This window comes from Nocardia sp. CDC159 (genome assembly GCF_023740735.1).
Taxonomy (GTDB): Bacteria; Actinomycetota; Actinomycetes; order Mycobacteriales; family Mycobacteriaceae; genus Nocardia; species Nocardia pulmonis.
Genome location: NZ_JAMRXH010000006.1, coordinates 342,659 through 358,884, shown reverse-complemented (window position 1 = coordinate 358,884; position 16,226 = coordinate 342,659). Strand labels below are relative to the sequence as shown.

Below are 16,226 nucleotides of genomic sequence, written 5' to 3'. Positions count from 1 at the left end.
CATATCGGTCAATGGTTTGAAGGCGAGCGCGGCCATGAGTTTCGTTCCACCGGCTCCGGGCGCGCCGATCCGGGCGTCGTGGTGGCTGCGGGTGGGTTCGGTAGTGCACGGTTGCTGCTGCTCTTGCCATGGTCGGCAGCCACCGCCGCGATTGTGGGTTCGATTCATCTTTGGCTCGGATGGTGGCCGACGATGGTCGTGATCGCGCTGCGAGTACTGCCCTGGCTGTTCGTGCTGTTTGTGCGGGCGAACGTCGTGCACGAGGAGAAGCGGGCGTGGTTGGTCGACGAGAAAGGCCTTTCTGCAGCTCGGCATCCACCGGAGCAAGCCGAGGCGAGTGACATCCTGATGTCGGCGTGGCGTGAGGTCGAGCGTGTGGCCGCGCTGCGCCCATCCGCGTACCGGATGTTGCTGCGGTACTCGCTCGAACGGCGCGCCGGGGCTATGCCACGCCGCGTCATCGCCGTATCGGCGGGAGTGGTGCGGGGCGACTCGGTCTGCCTCCGGGCCGTGCTGGCCCACGAACTCGGCCACCATTTGCTGGGTGGAATCCTCTACCGAAGCCTGGATACGTTGACTGCCATGCCTGTTCGCGCCGTTTTCGGTGGGCCCGTCGACGTTCTTCTCGACCTCTCCGCCAGAGCCAGGATGTCGCTGCCATGGGCCGTAGCGCTGGCGGGCCTCGTACCCGCGGCATTCGCGGCTTTCGTGGCCGCGATGGCGCCTGCGGTAGGAATGCCGACAGCGACCGGCCTGGCAGCGGCTTGTCTACTACACCAACTGGTGCAGATGCAATTGCATTGGAGCCAGGAATTCTTCGCCGATCGAGTGGCCGTGGAGCTTGGATATGGCTTCGGGCTTGCGCGATACCTATCCGAGCTCCCTGCCGAATGCCTGCCAGCCTCCCTTACGCACCCGTCGGCAGCACAGCGAGTCCGCAGGATTCGTGACCGGATGCATGCTTTGGCCGATGTTGCTCGAGAGCCGATTTCGAGATCTCCTTCTAATTGATGTGTAAAGTTGGATCTGCTCGCCTTGTGGGGAGGTTGGAGCGGATCGGTGGTCGTCGGTACATCGCGACTGAATCACAACGACAGCGAAAGTGGATGAGCCGCTGGGTTGATCGAGGGGGATTCGAGCGTTTGCCCAGCGGACGATCCACGAATGGCACGGTCCATCATCCAGACGGGGAGCATCAGTCATGAGTAATGGGAAGCAGGAGCAGGCGGGGCCGAAAGAGGCTGTGGGCGTACCACACCGACAACTCGGGCACCTGCTCCGGGACATGCGTTCAGCTACCGGGCTGACCATACATACGGCAGCCCGGCTCATCGGACGCGGAGACGGCACGCTCCAGCGACTCGAGACCGGCGAGGCGAAGAAGATTCATGACGAAGACCTCGAGAAGCTGTGCGGGCTGTACAGTCGCGACGACCTCCTTCCTGTGCTGAAAATGCTCGCGGCCCAAAGCCGAGAGCCCAACTGGTGGCAGCAGTTCGGGGATGTCATCCTCGGCTCGTTCGACATAGGCCTCGGGCTCGAAGCCAACGCGCACAAGTTGCGCATCTACCGCACAGACATGATTTCGGGACTCTTCCAGACGGCCAACTACGCGCGTGCGTTGGATCGGTTGTACTTCACAGAGGACACCCCAGAAGCGCTCCAGCGCCGCGTCGAAGTACGCCGGATGCGACAGAAGCGAATCACTCGTCGACACTCACCCATCGATGTGGAACTGATCATCGACGAAGGAGTGCTGTACAAGAATGTCGGTGGGCCGAAGGTCATGGCCGCACAGTGTCGTCATCTCGCTGATCTGCCGATGAACGTGACACTTCGAATATTGCCGGACTCAGTAGGATTCCCTCTCGGTATCGCGACCGGGCCGTTCACGATCCTGGACTTCGGCGTGGGCCATGATGGGCAACCTATCCAACCATCGGTCGTTTACATCGAATGCTTCGCCGGGGATCTGTATCTCGAGCGACCGACCAGCGTCGAGAGGTATCGCGAAGCATTCGGAGGGGTGCAACGAGTAGCTTTGAGCGTGGCAGAGAGCAAACACCTGCTGCGGCAGGTAGCTAAGGAGTATGACCGTGGTGGGAATCGTCGACGTGTCGGAGGCCTCGTGGTTCAAGAGCAGCCGTAGCGCAGGCGGCAAGGACTGCGTCGAGGTCGCGTTTCTCGACGGGGATATGGTCGGCGTGCGTGACTCCAAAAACCCGACCGGTCCCGCTCTTGTCTTCACCCCGGCCGAATGGGACGCCTTCACTTCGAGCCTGAAGACCGGCTACTTCAATCAGTAGCCTCGAACAACCACATACGGGAGCCCGAAAATCACTGTATTACAGCGCTTTTCGGGCTCTTGATATATAATCGGACAATCAAGACACAGCTACGAATCGGCCTGGGACGCAACGCCGTTGCGGTTGGCTGCCCGCAGCGCGGCATTGTCGTCTTCCAATTCGAGGATGCGGCGGACGCCCGCCAGGTTGACTCCGTCCTGGACCAGCGCCACGATGCGGCGCAGCCGGGCCAGGTCGTTGCTGCTGTAGCGCCGGGTGCCGCCCGCACTGCGGGCGGGGCTGAGCAGACCGTGGCGCTCGTAGAGGCGCAGGGTCTGCACCCCTATACCGGAGAGATCGGCCGCCACCGAGATCGCGTACACACCCGCGGCGGGATCCGGCTGCTCCCCCTGGTCACGACCCATTTCCACGGCTCACCTCCTATCCGACAACGGAATTATAGGGACCACGACCCTTGAGCCCACCTTGTTCATCTGCTATACAAAATCTACCTCTTAAGACATAGATCTGAGTCGCTCACCCCTTGTGAGCCGGAGGCGAAGAGTTTCCGGAGGAGATTCGTGATGATTGTCCGTCCGCAGGCCGCTCCCGTGTCGCCGCGTGAGGAGGCCGAAGCCATCGACGATGCCGTCGTCTGGCCCGATCCGAGTCCACTCGCCTCCTGGTGGGCGCAGGTGATGCAGGCTCCCAGCGAACGCCGAGCAGGTTCGGGCAAGGCCTGACGCAATCGGCTTGACCTGGAGAGCACTCCAAGTCGTAGCGTCGAATCCGTGAGCGCGGCTCACGGATTCGGCACTACGAAGGAGGACTGGTGTCCACGATCGGAACCAGGAAGTTGGGCGAGCTCACCGTCGGCGCGCAGGGGCTCGGCTGCATGGGCATGAGTCACGCCTATGGAGTGCGCGGTGACGACCAGGAGTCCATCGCGACCATTCATCGCGCGCTGGATCTGGGTGTCACGCTGCTCGATACCGCCGACGTCTACGGCAACGGGGAGAACGAGGAACTGGTCGGGCGTGCCATTGCCGGACGTCGCGATCAGGTGGTGCTGGCGACGAAGTTCGGGATCGTGTGGAGCGACCGGGGTCCGGCGGAGGCGCGCGGGGACGCGGCCTATGTGCGGCAGTGCGTGGACGCCTCGCTCGCGCGGCTCGGCGTCGACCACATTGATCTGTTCTATCAGCACCGGGTGGATCCGAACGTTCCGGTCGAGGAGACCTGGGGTGCGCTGTCGGAGCTGGTGCAGGCCGGAAAGGTGCGTTACCTCGGCATTTCCGAGGCGTCCGCGGACACCATCCGTCGGGCGCATACGGTGCATCCGGTCACCGCGCTGCAGAGCGAATGGTCGCTGTGGACCCGCGACATCGAGGCCGAGGTGCTGCCCACCTGCCGCGAGCTCGGCATCGGCATCGTGCCGTTCTCACCGCTGGGTCGTGGCATGCTGACCGGCGCGATCGCCTCGGCCGCGGATCTGCCCGCCGACGATTTCCGCCGTCGACTGCCGCGCTTCAGCGAGGACAACCTGGATCGCAATCTCACCCTGGTCGAGGAGCTGCGCAAGCTGGCCGCCGAGAAGGGCGTCACCGCAGGGCAGTTGGCGCTGGCCTGGGTGCAGCATCAGGGTGCGGATGTGGTGCCGATTCCGGGAACCAAGCGCCGCACCTACCTGGAGGAGAATGTGGCCGCGGCCGAGATCGAGCTCTCGGAGCAGGATCTGGCGCGCATCGAGACCGCCGCGCCCGTCGAGGCCGTCGCCGGGGCGCGCTATCCGGAGGAGATGCAGCGCGCCACCGGCAAGTAGGATCAGTTACGCTGTGCCGCTTCGACTTTCAGCGTGACCGGGGTGCTGCCGGTGACCTGCGTGCCCGGCGCGGGCGACTGGTCGGTAATGGTCCACGGGGTAGTGAGCGCCTTGGGATCCTGCCGGACGTCGCTGCCGTCGGGGGCGGCGACCTCGGTGATGTCGTAGCACAGCGCCGGACCGACCACGGTGTCCGCCAGCCGTTTGCCGCGGAAATCGGGCAGCGGCTGTGGCCACTGCTGACTCTCGCACTTTCCGGCCGCCGTCTGCCCACCCGCGGCGGCGGCCGGAATCGTGGCCGTCGTGGTGGGATGCTGCCCATGTCCCCCGTCGGACCCATCGGACCCGCCGCAGCCGCCGACGGCTACGGCGACGACGAGCAGCGAGACGGCGATCGCGGTGCGGCGCATACGTTTCCTCTACGGTTCTGGTTCGATGACGGCAACTGCTGCGGTCCGAACCCTAATAGGCCCCGGCAACCGATGCCCGGCCGGGTTGCGCACGGCCCGGGATGTGATCATCGGCTTTCCGCGAGCGGCGACGAACGGCAACCGATCCCAGCCATCTGCCGATTACTGTGGGGCGGTGACGGAACGGAAGATTCGCTGGGGGATTCTCGCGACCGGGAGCATCGCGCACGCGTTCGTCAAGGATCTGCGGCTGCTGCCGGATGCGGAGGTCGTCGCGGTGGCGTCGCGGACCGAGGAGGCGGCGCACGCCTTCGCGGCCGAGCACGGGATCGCGCGGGCCTACGGTGCGTGGAGCGGGCTGGCGGGCGATCCAGATGTCGACGTGGTGTATGTGGCGACACCGCATCCGGCCCATCATGCCGCGAGCGCGCTGTGCCTCGAGGCGGGCAAGGCCGTGCTGTGTGAGAAGCCGCTGACGCTCGATGCCGAGCGCGGCGCGGATCTGGTCCGCATCGCGCGGGATGCGGGTGTGTTTCTCATGGAAGCGATGTGGACTCGGTGTGTTCCGGCGATCCTCGCGTTGCGTGAGTCGCTCGCCGCGGGTGTGATCGGTGAGCCCAGGCTGGTGCATGCCGATTTCAGCGTCGACTTCGGCGCCGGTCCGGGCCACCGCGTACGCGATCCGAAGTTGGGCGGGGGCAGCCTGCTCGATGTCGGCATCTATGCCCTGACCATCGCCCGGCTGGTCTTCGGCGCGCCGGATTCGATCACCGCCCGCGCGACCCTGACCCCGGAGGGGGTGGACGAGACCAGCGCGATCACCCTCGGCCATCCCGGCGGCGGCGTGGCCGTGGTCACCAGCTCCATCGCCGTCGACGGGCCCTGTTCGGCGACCGTCTCGGGCACCGAGGGCCGCATCGAGCTGGGGCGAGATTTCTTCGCGCCGTCCGGATTTCACATCTGGCGCGGCGGCGAGCGGGTCGAGTGCGTCGAGACACCGCTCATCGGGCGCGGAATGGCGCACGAGGCGCTGGAGGTGCATCAGTGCCTGCGCAAGGGTCTGACCGAGAGCCCGCTGGTCCCCTTGGCCGAGACCCTCGGTGTGCTGCGCACCATGGACGAGATCCGGGCTGGGATTGGGGTGGCATACCCGCCGTGACCGTTTTCGGCGTGCGTTCTGGGAATTTTTCGATCGATTCACCGGGGCGACGATGAAATTGCGGCGGCCGGGCTCCAGGCCCGGCCGCATTACGTTGGATGGCGGATGGTTCGGCGCGGCGGGCGCTGACTCGAGGGGGAGGTCCGGGGGCCCAAGCACATCCCGAACCCCACCCGATCAGCGGTGCCGTACCGCGAGTGTGTGGATCGAACGATCCGCCCACTGCAAATTGTGCACCGGAAAATTCCACCCGGGAGGGGTTTTCGCAGTTACGAACTGATGAAAATAGAATATCGGCATGTTTCGCCAATCGGGCAATTCGGTCACGAATCCAGTTCGGCGAGGGCGGTTTCCAGACGGGCCAGGGCGGCGCGGATGCGGGACTTGACCGTCGAGACCTGCACCCCGAGATGGGCGGCGACCTGCGGGTAGGTCAGGCCGCGGTAGTAGGCCAGGACGACCGATTCGCGTTGTAACGGGGTGAGGACGGTCAGACCGGTTCGCACGCTGCGCAGGTCGTGGCGGCGCAGGGTCTCCTCGACCACCGAATCGATCGGCGGGCGGTAGTCGTTGACGCCCCAGGCGTGGTCGTGGTCGGAGCTGGCCCGCTCGTGGCGCACCCGATCGACGGCTTGGCGGTGGGCCAGGGTGCGCAGCCAGGTCGTCGCCGAGCCGCGGCGCTCGTCGAAACCGGCCGCGCTGCGCCAGACTTGGATGTACACGTCCTGACAGGTTTCCTCGGCATAGCCCCGATCGCGGACCACGGCCAGGACCCGGCGGAAGACCAGGCCGCGGGTGCGGTCGTAGAGCTGAGCGAATGCCTCGCGATCTCCGCGGCCGACGCGGCGCACCAGTTCGGCATCCGAACAGGTGGTGCGGCGGTACGGGGCGGGACGGGCGGGTGCGAGTACGGCCACGAGAGCCCCCAGACATGAGACGACGTCGGGAACCAGCCGTCGAGTTCAGGGACGCATGCCGGTACGAGATCCTGTCCGGGGGCAGGGGTTTCAGGATCCGATATGCGATTTTACCGGGTCCGTCACAAGCGCAGACCGAGTTCGACGATCGCCCGGGCCACCTCGTGCACCCCGACGCGGCGGCGGCGGGCATGGCCGCGGATCAGTTCGTAGGCCGCCTCGGGGGTGATGCGCTGTGCGCCCGCGATGACGCCCTTGGCCTGTTCGACAACGATGCGGGAGGTGAGGGCGTGCTGGAGTTGGTCGGTGAGGCGTTGCTGGCGTTGCAGTTTGTCGGCGGTGAGCAAATGGCCCGCTGCCATGCCCGCCAGCAGCCTCCCGACCGACAGCTCGCCCTCGGTCCAGTGGCGCGGCCGCGGGGCGAACAGCCCCAGCGCGCCCACCTGGATGTCGCCGAGCTGCATGGGGATCTCGGCCACGGCCGAAATGCCGTGGCGCGCGGCGGCGGTGGCGTATTCCGGCCAGCGGCCGCGGTGCTCGCGCACGTCCTCGACCGCGACGGATTCGCCGCGGCGCAGCGCCTCCATGCCGGGGCCGCGTTCGCAGTCGCGCTGGGCCGCTTCGACTTCGCGGAAACCGTCGGGGGTGGCCCCGGCGACCTCGCAGTGCCCGTCCTCGATCAGGGTGACCGCCGCGCCGGACAGTCCCAGCACCTCGGTGGCGGTACCCATGAGTTGGAGCAGAACCCCCGATCTGCCGTAGGCGTCGGGAAGCAGAACCAGCCGCGCCACCGCCGACATCAGCTGCTCGTTGTCCGCCATCGTCGAGTCACCCCCGTCCCGTGCGGACGCGAACGTCCGCGGCATCGATCGGGCACCGCGCTGAGCCGAACCATTTGATGGTATGGCCGAAGATCCCGTTGACGAAACAACAGACCTCCCTGGATGTTTCGAAACGGTTGCGGTGTCAACGGCGCTCGACAGGAATGCCGCCGGGATGCCACCATGAAGTGCCGAATTCGCGTGACTCGCTCCGTCCAGCCCCCGGGAGGCGCCATGGGGCCCGCGCCCGACGACGAGCATCCCCTGCTGGGGGCGCTGGTCGCCGCCATCGACCTGCTCGCACACGATTTCGACGTGGTGGACCTGTCCCAGCAGCTGGTCGACGCGTGCCCCGGGGTCACCGGCGGCGCGGACGCCGGTCTGTTCCTGGCCGACCACCGCCGCGATCTGCAGCTGATGGCCTCCACCAGCGAGGAGCCGGATCTGTTGGAGCTGTTGCTGGTCGAGGCGCTCGACGGCCCGACCCGGCACACCTTCCGCAGCGGTCGGCCGACCGCGGTGCCCGATCTCCGCAGCACGAATCACCGCTGGCCCGAATTCTGCCAGCGCGCACTGGATTTCGGCTACCGCTCGGCCTTCGCCCTCCCCCTGCGCTGCCGCGGCGGCACCGTCGGCGCGCTCACCATCCTGGCCGCCTCCCCCGCCGCCCTCGACAACGCCGACCTGCGCGCGGGCCAGGTCCTGGCCGACCTGGCGGGCATCGGCCTCACCGCCCAGATCGCGCTGCCCCGCCTCGAGGCCATGACCGCCCGCCTGCCCGCGGCCCTGCATTCCCGCATCGTCATCGAACAGGCCAAGGGCGTGCTGGCCGAACGCGGCCGCCTCGACATGGCCGAGGCGTATCGGCGATTGCGTAGGTACGCGCACAAGACCGGTAGGCGGCTGGCAGAACTGGCCGCGGCGGTGGTGGACGGGACGGAGGACACCGACCAGATCCTCGCGTGAGGGGGCGGTGGGGATTCCGCCCTTGGTCTGCGGCTGCGCAGCGTGCACGCAGAGTGCCGGCTGATACGCGCCGGTCGCCAACGACCCGTATGTCTGGCAGGACCGCGCCATGGTTCGGGAAAGCCCTGGGCTCGGTCGTGGGTTCGCGTCGAGACCCCCATTGGCGGCGGGAGTTTCGCGAGCAGCTGACGGACAGCTGATCCCGTACCGCCGACGTGACGGGCGTTGTGTCCCTGTCCGAGGGAGCCGATTACCCGAGGTTAAGGTGTGCGCTGTGAGCCTTGGCGATTTGTCTAGATCGGCAGTGTTGGCGGCGATCCAGGAGTTCGATGAGCTTGGGCGCGATGAATTTCTGGCCAAGTACGGATTCGGTCGCGCCCAGACGTACTTCGTCGTCGTCGACGGTAAGCGCTACGACTCGAAGGCCATTGCAGGTGCCGCGCACGGGTTCCTGACAGGCCGAGAAGCGCTGCGGCCGAGCGATTTCAGCGGTGGTGATGCCACCGTGGCGCGGCAGCTGCGAGCACTCGGTTTCGAGGTATCGAACGGCATCACCTCCGCGGATGAGGATGGGAGAAGGCCGCCGACATGGGTGTGGGACGAGTTGGTCCTCGCCTGTGACCTCACGGCCAGCAACGGCTGGCACGAGCTCGACGTCAACGACCCTCGGGTAGTGGAATTGTCCGAGCTACTGCGGCGGCTGCCGATCCATCCGGAGCACCTTCGAGGTGGCAATTTCCGAAGCGTGGGATCGGTGCGCCGGAAGATGACGAACCTTGCGCATTGTCATCCGGATTCGTCCCGTAAGAGCAGCAATGGGAGTGTGCTCGACCGTGCGGTGGTCGAGGCGTTTCTCGATCGGCCGGAGCAGATGCACGAACGTGCGGTCGAACTCCGCAGCGGGCGGGCCGGAGCCGGGGGTGAGTTCGCGCAATTCAAGCCCAAGAGCGATGCCGCATATGTCGCCGCGGTGCGGGCCCAGGTTCAGGCGAAGCAGCGCCCCCACGAGACCTTGGTGCGGGATTACGGCAGTGCCATCGGTGCGTGCGGCTTCACTGCGGCCACCAATGTGCATCCACGAGATCTGACGCTGACCCGTGGTGGTCGGCACTGGCTGGTGGAGGTCAAGGTCGTATACGGCGGCAACGCCACCGAAGCCGTCCGGGCGACGATAGGTCAGCTCCAGCAGTACCGGTACTTCCTCTATGCCCGGGATGCCGATGTGGAACTGGTCGCCGTATTCAACGAGCCGATAGGTGACGCGTTCGTCGGCCTGCTCGAGTCGCTCGGCATCCGGGCGATTTGGCGGCACGGCGCGGTGTGGTGCGGCAGCCCGTCCGCGATGGGTGACGGTTTGATCCCCTCGGCGTGAAATCGACCTGGCTCGACGAGGGCCGGTGGGCGGGCTCATCGTATCGGTCGTGCTCGTCGTTCTGCTCTCCCAGCACAGCGCGGCGGGGTGGCTCGAACGGCGGCGCTAGCGCTGGGCGACGGTGCGTAGTTCGGTCTGGGTCGCCCGGGCGATGCCGGACAGGTCGCGGTGGACGACGTGGTTGCGGTCGGTGCGGGAGCCCAGGCTGTAAGAGGCTTGGAGGCCGAACGATTGGGTTCGGGTGCGGGCGCTCCAGCGGCGAGCGGCGGCGGTGCGGGTGGTGTGGAAGGTGAGCATGTAGCCGCCCTCGTAGAGGCGGAGCAGGGCGTAGCCGGTGGGGTATTCCTTGATGGCGGCGACCTCGAGGAATTCCACGGGGATGGGGGTGTCGGGGCGGGTACGGCGGGTGCGGTGGGTGTGGCCGCTGTGATGCAGGAAGACGCCGGGGGCGCGTTCGTAGAGTCGGTGCAGGGTGGCGGCGTCGTGGCGGTCGAGGACGAAGCCGGGGCCGCCGAGGTTGGTCAGGGCCGATTGCCGGGTGACGGGGTGGTGGCCGAAAACCAGTGTGGGACGGCCGGGTTCGTCGCACAGAAGGCCGCGCAGCCGCGACATCTGGTCGGGGTCGATGCGGCCGCCCGCGCCGTCGAGGTCGGTGGTGTCGAGGCCGATCACGCGCAGGCCGTCGAGGTCGTATTCGACCAGGCGCTGGCGCGGCAGGAAGTGCTCGCCCCAGCAGTCGTGGTGGGCGGTGCCGGGCAGTCGCGGTCCGGCTCGCCACTGCGCGCCGACCCGGGGCCGGTCGTGATTTCCGCGGCACACCAACACATCTCGGCCCAGCCCGCCCCAACGGTCGAGACGGCGTCGCACCTCGCGCGATTCGCCGGGGGTGCCCGCGTTGGTGAGATCGCCCGCCAGGATCAGGTGATCGACGCCGCGATCGGGCTGGCGCACATCGGACAGCAGCGCGTCCAACATCACCTCCGGATACGGGGGCAGTCCGCGCTCCTGCCGCACGCCGGTGGGCAGTGCGGGCACGATCTGGCCGCTGATCTCCTCGCCGAAATGCAGATCGTTGGCCAGCGCGATGGTGCGCAGCAGTCGGCCGGGTGGTGGTGTGAGCGTTTGGAATTCGTATTTCTGCTCGTCGTTCCACCAGCGCGGCGCCATTCCGGCCACCGCGCGCACGCCACGCGAGCGGGCCTCGAGGCGGTAGCGGCGGCCGGGTTCCAGGCCGGTGATCTCGACGTAGTGGTAGGGGGTCGGGGTGGCGTCGAAGTGCACGACCGGCAGCGGTTTGCGCGAATCCGCCGGCCCGAGGGCGAGTTCGGTATCCGCCGCGACCGGCCGCCGCAGGCCGAGCGGATCGGTCGCGACGGTCGTCCAGCTCACCGCCACCGACCGATCGCTCACCGTGATCAGCTCCAGATCGCGGGGGACCATCGAATGCGGCTGGGCGGCAAGCAGTGCGAGGCCGTCCATGGGTAGCGCGGCCGCCGTGGCGGTCATCGCGGTGAGCACGGTCCGGCGGGAAAGGTGGTGGCCCATCGCAACCCCTGACGTAGCACTGGCCGACGCGTCACCACGCTATTGGGACAACCGTGCCACCTTGTGAACGGCGTTCGTCGGTTGGCCACCGGTTCCCTGAATCGGCCGCACCATCCGTCGACCGCAGTTCACGGGGCATTCGATCGGGCTCGCCGAGATTTCGCCTGCCGCTCGAATTCAATCCGCTTCGAAGCGAATTCGGCGGGCGATCACCGCGCGGGAGACCTCGGCGAGCGACATGCCGTGGCCGAACGCGTAGGCGCGCAGGCGGGCGTAGGCATCGGGGACGGCGATATTGGATTGCGCCACCACCATTCCCGCGGCCTGGTGGATGGCGCGGCTGGCCAGGGGTTGTTCGAGCCAGAGCAGATCGTCGGGGTGGATGGCGGCGGGGGTGCTACGGCGGGTGCGGGCGCGGATGAGCTGGTCGGTGATCAGATCGGCGATGTGCAGGCTCGCGGACATGATCGATGCGTCAGGTTCACCCGGGGTGTCGCGGTAGAGGTCCAGCGCGCCGAAGCGGATCGCGCCGAGCTGCAGGGGGATTGCGAACATCGCGCCGGAGGCGTCGGTGTCGGCGAGGGCGTCGGCGAAACCGGGCCAGCGGTCGCCGGGACCGGCCAGATCCGAGACCGGGACGGGACGGCCGGTCGCCACCGCGTCCACCGCCGGGCCCTCCCCCACCGTCGCCTGCACGGCCTCGACCCCGGCGGCCATCGCGTCACTGGAGTACCACGGCTGCACGCCCGCGTGGTGTTCATCGATCACGATCGCGGCGCGCTGCACGGGCAGCACGTGCACGCAGGCATGGCATGCGCCCGCGACTCCACCCCTGCCGGCCTTCAGGGCCGTCAGGAATCGGTCGCTCAGCTGCTCGAACCGTGTCACGCCTGTCCCCAACGAACTGCCCGCATTCGTCGAGCGAAACCCTTTGCGGGAGAACGTATCAGCGTTTCATACCTTGCCACATCCGGCCGCGCGGCGCGACCGGTGCGCGCGCAGCCTACTCAACCGTGCAGATATTGGACCAGATGTTCGCGTTCGTCCTGCAATTCGGAGATCGCGCTCTTGACCACGTCGCCGATGCTGACGATGCCGACCATGCGCTCGTCCTGGACCACCGGCAGGTGCCGAATGCGGTGGTCGGTCATGGTGGCGCGGAGGCTGTCCACCCGATCGTCGGGGGAACAGGTGTGCACGACCGCGGTCATGATCTCCGCGACCGGGCGGTCCAGCAGATCCGCTCCGAAACGATGCAGTCGACGCACGATGTCGCGTTCGGACACGATGCCGTCGATGCCGATTCCGTCCGCCGACACCACGACCGCGCCGACATTGTGTTCGGCCAGTGTCGCCAGCAGCGCGCGGACGTCGGCGTCGGGGGCGATCGTGACCACCTCGGCGCCCTTCTTGCGCAGAACCTCCGAAATTCGCATTGTGCCGCCTTACCCGTCGGTGCCCTTGCTGCCTCCCAGGATCTCGCGATTTCGCCGCGGTGACCAGCAACGATTCCGGCGGGAACGATCAACCCGGCGGTGAAGTCAGCGCACCGGCGCGCGGATCGAGTGCGCGAACCTGCCACCGCGGCCGCACCCGCGGACGTAGCATGCGGACGTGGCCGATGCGAACCGTCCCGCCGTGCGGGTTCTCGTGTACAGCAGCGATTCCGACACCCGCAGCCAGGTGATGCTGGCGCTGGGCAAGCACCCGCGCCCCGACCTGCCGCCCTTCGACTACCTCGAGGTCGCCACCGGCCCGATCGTCATCGAACAACTCGACGCGGGCGGCATCGATCTGGCCATCCTCGACGGCGAGGCCGCCCCCACCGGCGGCATGGGCCTGGCCAAACAGCTCAAGGACGAAATCGCCGACTGCCCACCCATCGTGGTCCTCGCCGGCCGCGCCGACGATGCCTGGCTGGCGAATTGGTCGCGCGCCGAGGCGGTGGCGTCGCATCCGATCGATCCGTTCCAGCTGACGGAGGCGGTGGTGGGGGCACTGCGGGGTAGGTCGGCGGCGTAGCGGATACCGAACCGCACTTCCCTGGCCAACTCTCTATTTCCCTGGCCGAAGGCCAGGGCCCCGCCCCAGCACGGCCACCGCGACCGCCGCCAGCGCGAGGCCGACACCGACCCACAGCGCCGCGCGCACCCCGATCCCGTCGACCGCGCGCCCGCCGACCAACGCGCCCAGGGCGATCGCGCCGTTGAACACCGCGACGAGGATGGCCGAAGCCGCCTCTCGGGCTCCGGGGGCCGCGGCGAGCGTCCAGTTCTGAGTGCTCACCGAGACGCCGCCGTAGGACACTCCCCACAGCACGAGCAGGATCGCGGCAGCTGCCACAGTGGCGCCGAGGATTGCCAGCAGGGCTACCGATGCGCCGATGCCCACGCCGATGATCAGGATCGCGCGGCGGGGTGCGCGGGCGGCGACGCTGCCGAAGCCGAAGGTGCCCGCCACACCGGCGATTCCGTAGCAGAGCAGGAAGAGGCTTACGGCGGTCGCGCCGATACCGGTGATCTGCTCGAGGAATGGCGGGACGTAGGTGTAGGCGGCGAAGTGTCCACTCACCAGCAGCAGGACCACGATCATTCCGGTGCGCAACGGCGGATGCGCCAGCAGCGCGGGCAGTTCGCGCAGCGACACCGATCGCGCCGCGGGCAACGACGGCACCACCAGCGCCGCGGCTGCCGAGATCACCACGGCCAGTGCCGCGGCCGTGACGAACGCCGAACGCCAGCCGAGTATCGAGCCCAGGTAGGTGCCCGCCGGAACGCCGAGCACCGAAGCCACCGCGACGCCGCTGAAGATCAGCGAGGTCGCTCGCCCCACCGACGCCGGTGCGACCAGTCGAACCCCGAGGCTGCCCGAGATCGCCCACACCCCACCCATTCCCGCGCCGATGAGGATCCGCCCGATGGCCAGTACGGCGAAGTTCGGGGCAAGTCCCGACAGCAGGTTGCCGAGCGCGACCACCAGCAGCAGCGCACACAGCAGGCGCCGCCGATCGAGGCGGCCGAGCAGCGACATCAGAAACGGCGCGGTCATCGCCAACATGCCGGTCGTCGTCAGAGCCAGACCGGCCACTCCCTCGGAGACACCCAGCGATGCGCTGATCGAGGTGAGCAGGCCCACCGGCAACATCTCCGAGGTCACCACGGTGAAGGTGCCCAGCCCCACGACCACCACCGCGGGCCAGCCGCCACCCGGAAGCCGCTGAACCACAACGGATTCGGTGGTGATTGCATCAACATTTGTCATGATTTCAGCCAACCGGCGGCGATCGGCGGGAACAACGGCGAAGTCCTCATCCTTCTATGAGTGGGACTTATCGACCGAGGAACAGGCGGGTGCGGAGATGGAACTGCGGGAGCTCGAGGCGTTCCTGGCCGTTGCCGAGGAGTTGCATTTCGGGAAGGCGGCCGCGCGACTGTACGTCTCGCAGAGCCGGATCTCGCAGCTGCTGCGCTCGCTCGAGCGGCGCATCGGGGCGCGGCTGGTGGAGCGCACCAGCCGCCGGGTGCGGCTGACACCGCTGGGCCAGGAGCTCTATCCCGAACTCACCGCGGCCTATCGCGGGCTGCGCGCGGCCGTGGACAACGCCTGCGCGATCGCGCGCGGTCGGCGCGGGGTGCTGCGCATCGGTTTCCAGGGCAGCGCCGACGAGCAGATCCTCAACGCGGTCACCACCTTTCACGACGAATTTCCCGACGTCACCGTCGAGCTGGTGGAGATTCCCTGGTCCGACCCCTTCGGTCCGGTGCGCAGGCAGGAGACCGACGCCGCGCTGGTGCTGCTGCCGGTGGCCGAGGACGATCTCGTCGTCGGCCAGGTCCTGCCGCCGCGCCCGCAGGTGCTGGCGTTGCCCGCCGGACATCGGCTCGCCCGGCGTGCGGCCCTCGACGCGGGCGATCTCGCCGACTGCCCGCTCATCGGAATCGCCCGCACCGCACCGCGTTACTGGTGCGAGGCACAAGCCCCTAGCCGCACCCCCGACGGCCGGCCCATCCCGGCGGGCCCGCTGGTGCGGACCGTCCAGGAGGCGATCGCCGCCGTCGCGGCGGGCCGCGGCGGGCTCCTGCTGTGCTGCACCACGGCCGAGTACCACCGCCGCCCCGACGTGAGTTTCGTTCCCGTGCACGGGGTCCCGGATTCCCAGCTCGGGCTGATCTGGGCGCGCGATCACGAGAGTCTGCGCGTCGCGGAATTCGCTCGCGTCCTGGCGGCGGTTCCCGACCGCGCACTGCGTGCCGTCATGTGACCACCGCGCCCCCGAAACCCTCGATTACCCCGATTCGGTCATAAATCGCAGTACGGAATTCGATCAAAGACCGCACTCATTCGGTGCGCATTCAGAAGGAACGGTTGTAGGCTGTGCCGTAGCTCACACGAGTGCGGGCGTTGCCATGACACCTCCGTCAGGTCAGCCCCCTTTCGCCCGCGCCGATGTCGAGCGGGCCTGGGGCGAGACTGGCCCGGCGGACGACGATGTCAGCCCCGCCTCGGCAGCTGCTGTCCGCGTCCAGGTCTCGAGGAGGGGTTGCAGTTGTGAATACCGAGGTGCCGACCCTCGTTCTCGGCGCGATCGCTGCGGCGTTCGCGCTCGTTTCGCTGTTGCTTGCGGCCCTCATCGGCCCGAAGCGCTACAACCGGGCCAAACTCGAGGCCTACGAATGCGGCATCGAGCCGACACCGCATTCGGTGGCCGGAGGTCCTGGAAACGCTGCCGGACAACGCTTTCCGGTGAAGTACTACCTCACCGCGATGCTGTTCATCATCTTCGACATCGAGATCGTGTTCCTGTACCCCTGGGCGATCCACTTCGATGCGCTGGGTGTGTTCGGACTGGCCGCGATGGCGCTGTTCATCTTCAACGTCTCGGTGGCTTACGCCTACGAGTGGAAGCGCGGCGGCCTGAGCTGGGACTGA

19 protein-coding genes are annotated in these 16,226 nt (G+C 67.6%); 11 read left to right on the top strand and 8 right to left on the bottom strand.

The features are described from left to right. Positions 1-192: 192 nt before the first annotated feature. From NDR87_RS16470 to NDR87_RS16460, 3 genes are all read left to right on the top strand, one after another. Entirely contained in the window at positions 193-1,011 is an 819-nt protein-coding gene (locus NDR87_RS16470) for a M48 family metalloprotease (RefSeq protein ID WP_251913503.1), read from the top strand. 190 nt (positions 1,012-1,201) lie between these two features. After that, positions 1,202-2,149, top strand: a complete 948-nt coding sequence (locus tag NDR87_RS16465; RefSeq protein ID WP_251913504.1) for a helix-turn-helix transcriptional regulator — start codon at positions 1,202-1,204, stop codon at positions 2,147-2,149. Further along, positions 2,097-2,306: a DUF397 domain-containing protein gene (locus NDR87_RS16460; protein WP_251913505.1), complete on the top strand. Its 210-nt coding sequence runs from the start codon at positions 2,097-2,099 to the stop codon at positions 2,304-2,306. Before NDR87_RS16465 ends, NDR87_RS16460 begins: the two co-directional genes overlap by 53 nt. An 89-nt stretch (positions 2,307-2,395) precedes the next feature. On the opposite strand, the gene NDR87_RS16455 is transcribed toward NDR87_RS16460, so the two are convergent. Continuing rightward, the gene (locus NDR87_RS16455) at positions 2,396-2,710 is read right to left on the bottom strand and encodes a helix-turn-helix transcriptional regulator (RefSeq protein ID WP_251913507.1); all 315 of its coding nucleotides are present in this window, start codon (positions 2,708-2,710) and stop codon (positions 2,396-2,398) included. A gap of 156 nt (positions 2,711-2,866) precedes the next feature. Here NDR87_RS16455 and NDR87_RS16450 point away from each other — a divergent pair, with 156 nt between their 5' ends. Both NDR87_RS16450 and NDR87_RS16445 read left to right on the top strand, forming a co-directional pair. Further along, positions 2,867-3,028 carry a hypothetical protein gene (locus NDR87_RS16450; protein ID WP_251913894.1) on the top strand — a complete coding sequence of 54 codons (162 nt, stop codon included), beginning with the start codon at positions 2,867-2,869 and terminating at the stop codon, positions 3,026-3,028. Positions 3,029-3,180: 152 nt separating this feature from the next. Next, complete coding sequence (locus NDR87_RS16445; protein ID WP_251913874.1) at positions 3,181-4,107, top strand: aldo/keto reductase; 927 nt, start codon at positions 3,181-3,183, stop codon at positions 4,105-4,107. 2 nt (positions 4,108-4,109) lie between these two features. On the opposite strand, the gene NDR87_RS16440 is transcribed toward NDR87_RS16445, so the two are convergent. Then, positions 4,110-4,517, bottom strand: a complete 408-nt coding sequence (locus NDR87_RS16440) for a hypothetical protein (RefSeq protein ID WP_251913509.1) — start codon at positions 4,515-4,517, stop codon at positions 4,110-4,112. Between the two features lie 175 nt (positions 4,518-4,692). Here NDR87_RS16440 and NDR87_RS16435 point away from each other — a divergent pair, with 175 nt between their 5' ends. Continuing rightward, positions 4,693-5,676: a Gfo/Idh/MocA family protein gene (locus NDR87_RS16435; RefSeq protein ID WP_251913511.1), complete on the top strand. Its 984-nt coding sequence runs from the start codon at positions 4,693-4,695 to the stop codon at positions 5,674-5,676. Between the two features lie 323 nt (positions 5,677-5,999). Here the strand turns inward: NDR87_RS16435 and NDR87_RS16430 are convergent, their stop codons facing one another. After that, on the bottom strand, positions 6,000-6,593 hold the full coding sequence (locus tag NDR87_RS16430; protein WP_251913513.1) for a sigma-70 family RNA polymerase sigma factor: 594 nt from the start codon (positions 6,591-6,593) through the stop codon (positions 6,000-6,002). A 122-nt stretch (positions 6,594-6,715) separates the two neighbouring features. Then, entirely contained in the window at positions 6,716-7,414 is a 699-nt protein-coding gene (locus NDR87_RS16425) for a GAF and ANTAR domain-containing protein (protein ID WP_251913515.1), read from the bottom strand. Positions 7,415-7,648: 234 nt separating this feature from the next. Here NDR87_RS16425 and NDR87_RS16420 point away from each other — a divergent pair, with 234 nt between their 5' ends. Beyond that, entirely contained in the window at positions 7,649-8,380 is a 732-nt protein-coding gene (locus NDR87_RS16420; protein WP_251913516.1) for a GAF and ANTAR domain-containing protein, read from the top strand. A 274-nt stretch (positions 8,381-8,654) separates the two neighbouring features. Beyond that, on the top strand, positions 8,655-9,752 hold the full coding sequence (locus NDR87_RS16415) for a hypothetical protein (RefSeq protein ID WP_251913518.1): 1,098 nt from the start codon (positions 8,655-8,657) through the stop codon (positions 9,750-9,752). A 105-nt stretch (positions 9,753-9,857) separates the two neighbouring features. Here NDR87_RS16415 and NDR87_RS16410 read toward each other — a convergent pair whose 3' ends face one another. From NDR87_RS16410 to NDR87_RS16400, 3 genes are all read right to left on the bottom strand, one after another. Next, positions 9,858-11,297, bottom strand: coding sequence for a metallophosphoesterase (locus NDR87_RS16410; RefSeq protein WP_251913519.1), 1,440 nt, complete (start codon positions 11,295-11,297; stop codon positions 9,858-9,860). Positions 11,298-11,474: 177 nt separating this feature from the next. Next, on the bottom strand, positions 11,475-12,185 hold the full coding sequence (locus NDR87_RS37750) for a GAF and ANTAR domain-containing protein (RefSeq protein ID WP_251913521.1): 711 nt from the start codon (positions 12,183-12,185) through the stop codon (positions 11,475-11,477). Between the two features lie 119 nt (positions 12,186-12,304). Continuing rightward, a complete protein-coding gene (locus tag NDR87_RS16400; protein WP_251913523.1) occupies positions 12,305-12,733 on the bottom strand; it encodes a CBS domain-containing protein in 429 nt (142 codons plus the stop codon). A gap of 178 nt (positions 12,734-12,911) precedes the next feature. On the opposite strand from NDR87_RS16400, the gene NDR87_RS16395 reads away from it, so the two are divergent. After that, positions 12,912-13,319: a hypothetical protein gene (locus NDR87_RS16395; protein WP_251913525.1), complete on the top strand. Its 408-nt coding sequence runs from the start codon at positions 12,912-12,914 to the stop codon at positions 13,317-13,319. A 33-nt stretch (positions 13,320-13,352) separates the two neighbouring features. Here the strand turns inward: NDR87_RS16395 and NDR87_RS16390 are convergent, their stop codons facing one another. Continuing rightward, entirely contained in the window at positions 13,353-14,558 is a 1,206-nt protein-coding gene (locus NDR87_RS16390) for an MFS transporter (protein WP_251913527.1), read from the bottom strand. Positions 14,559-14,655: 97 nt separating this feature from the next. Here NDR87_RS16390 and NDR87_RS16385 point away from each other — a divergent pair, with 97 nt between their 5' ends. Both NDR87_RS16385 and NDR87_RS16380 read left to right on the top strand, forming a co-directional pair. After that, on the top strand, positions 14,656-15,558 hold the full coding sequence (locus tag NDR87_RS16385) for a LysR family transcriptional regulator (RefSeq protein WP_251913528.1): 903 nt from the start codon (positions 14,656-14,658) through the stop codon (positions 15,556-15,558). Between the two features lie 287 nt (positions 15,559-15,845). Beyond that, a complete protein-coding gene (locus NDR87_RS16380) occupies positions 15,846-16,226 on the top strand; it encodes an NADH-quinone oxidoreductase subunit A (RefSeq protein ID WP_251913530.1) in 381 nt (126 codons plus the stop codon).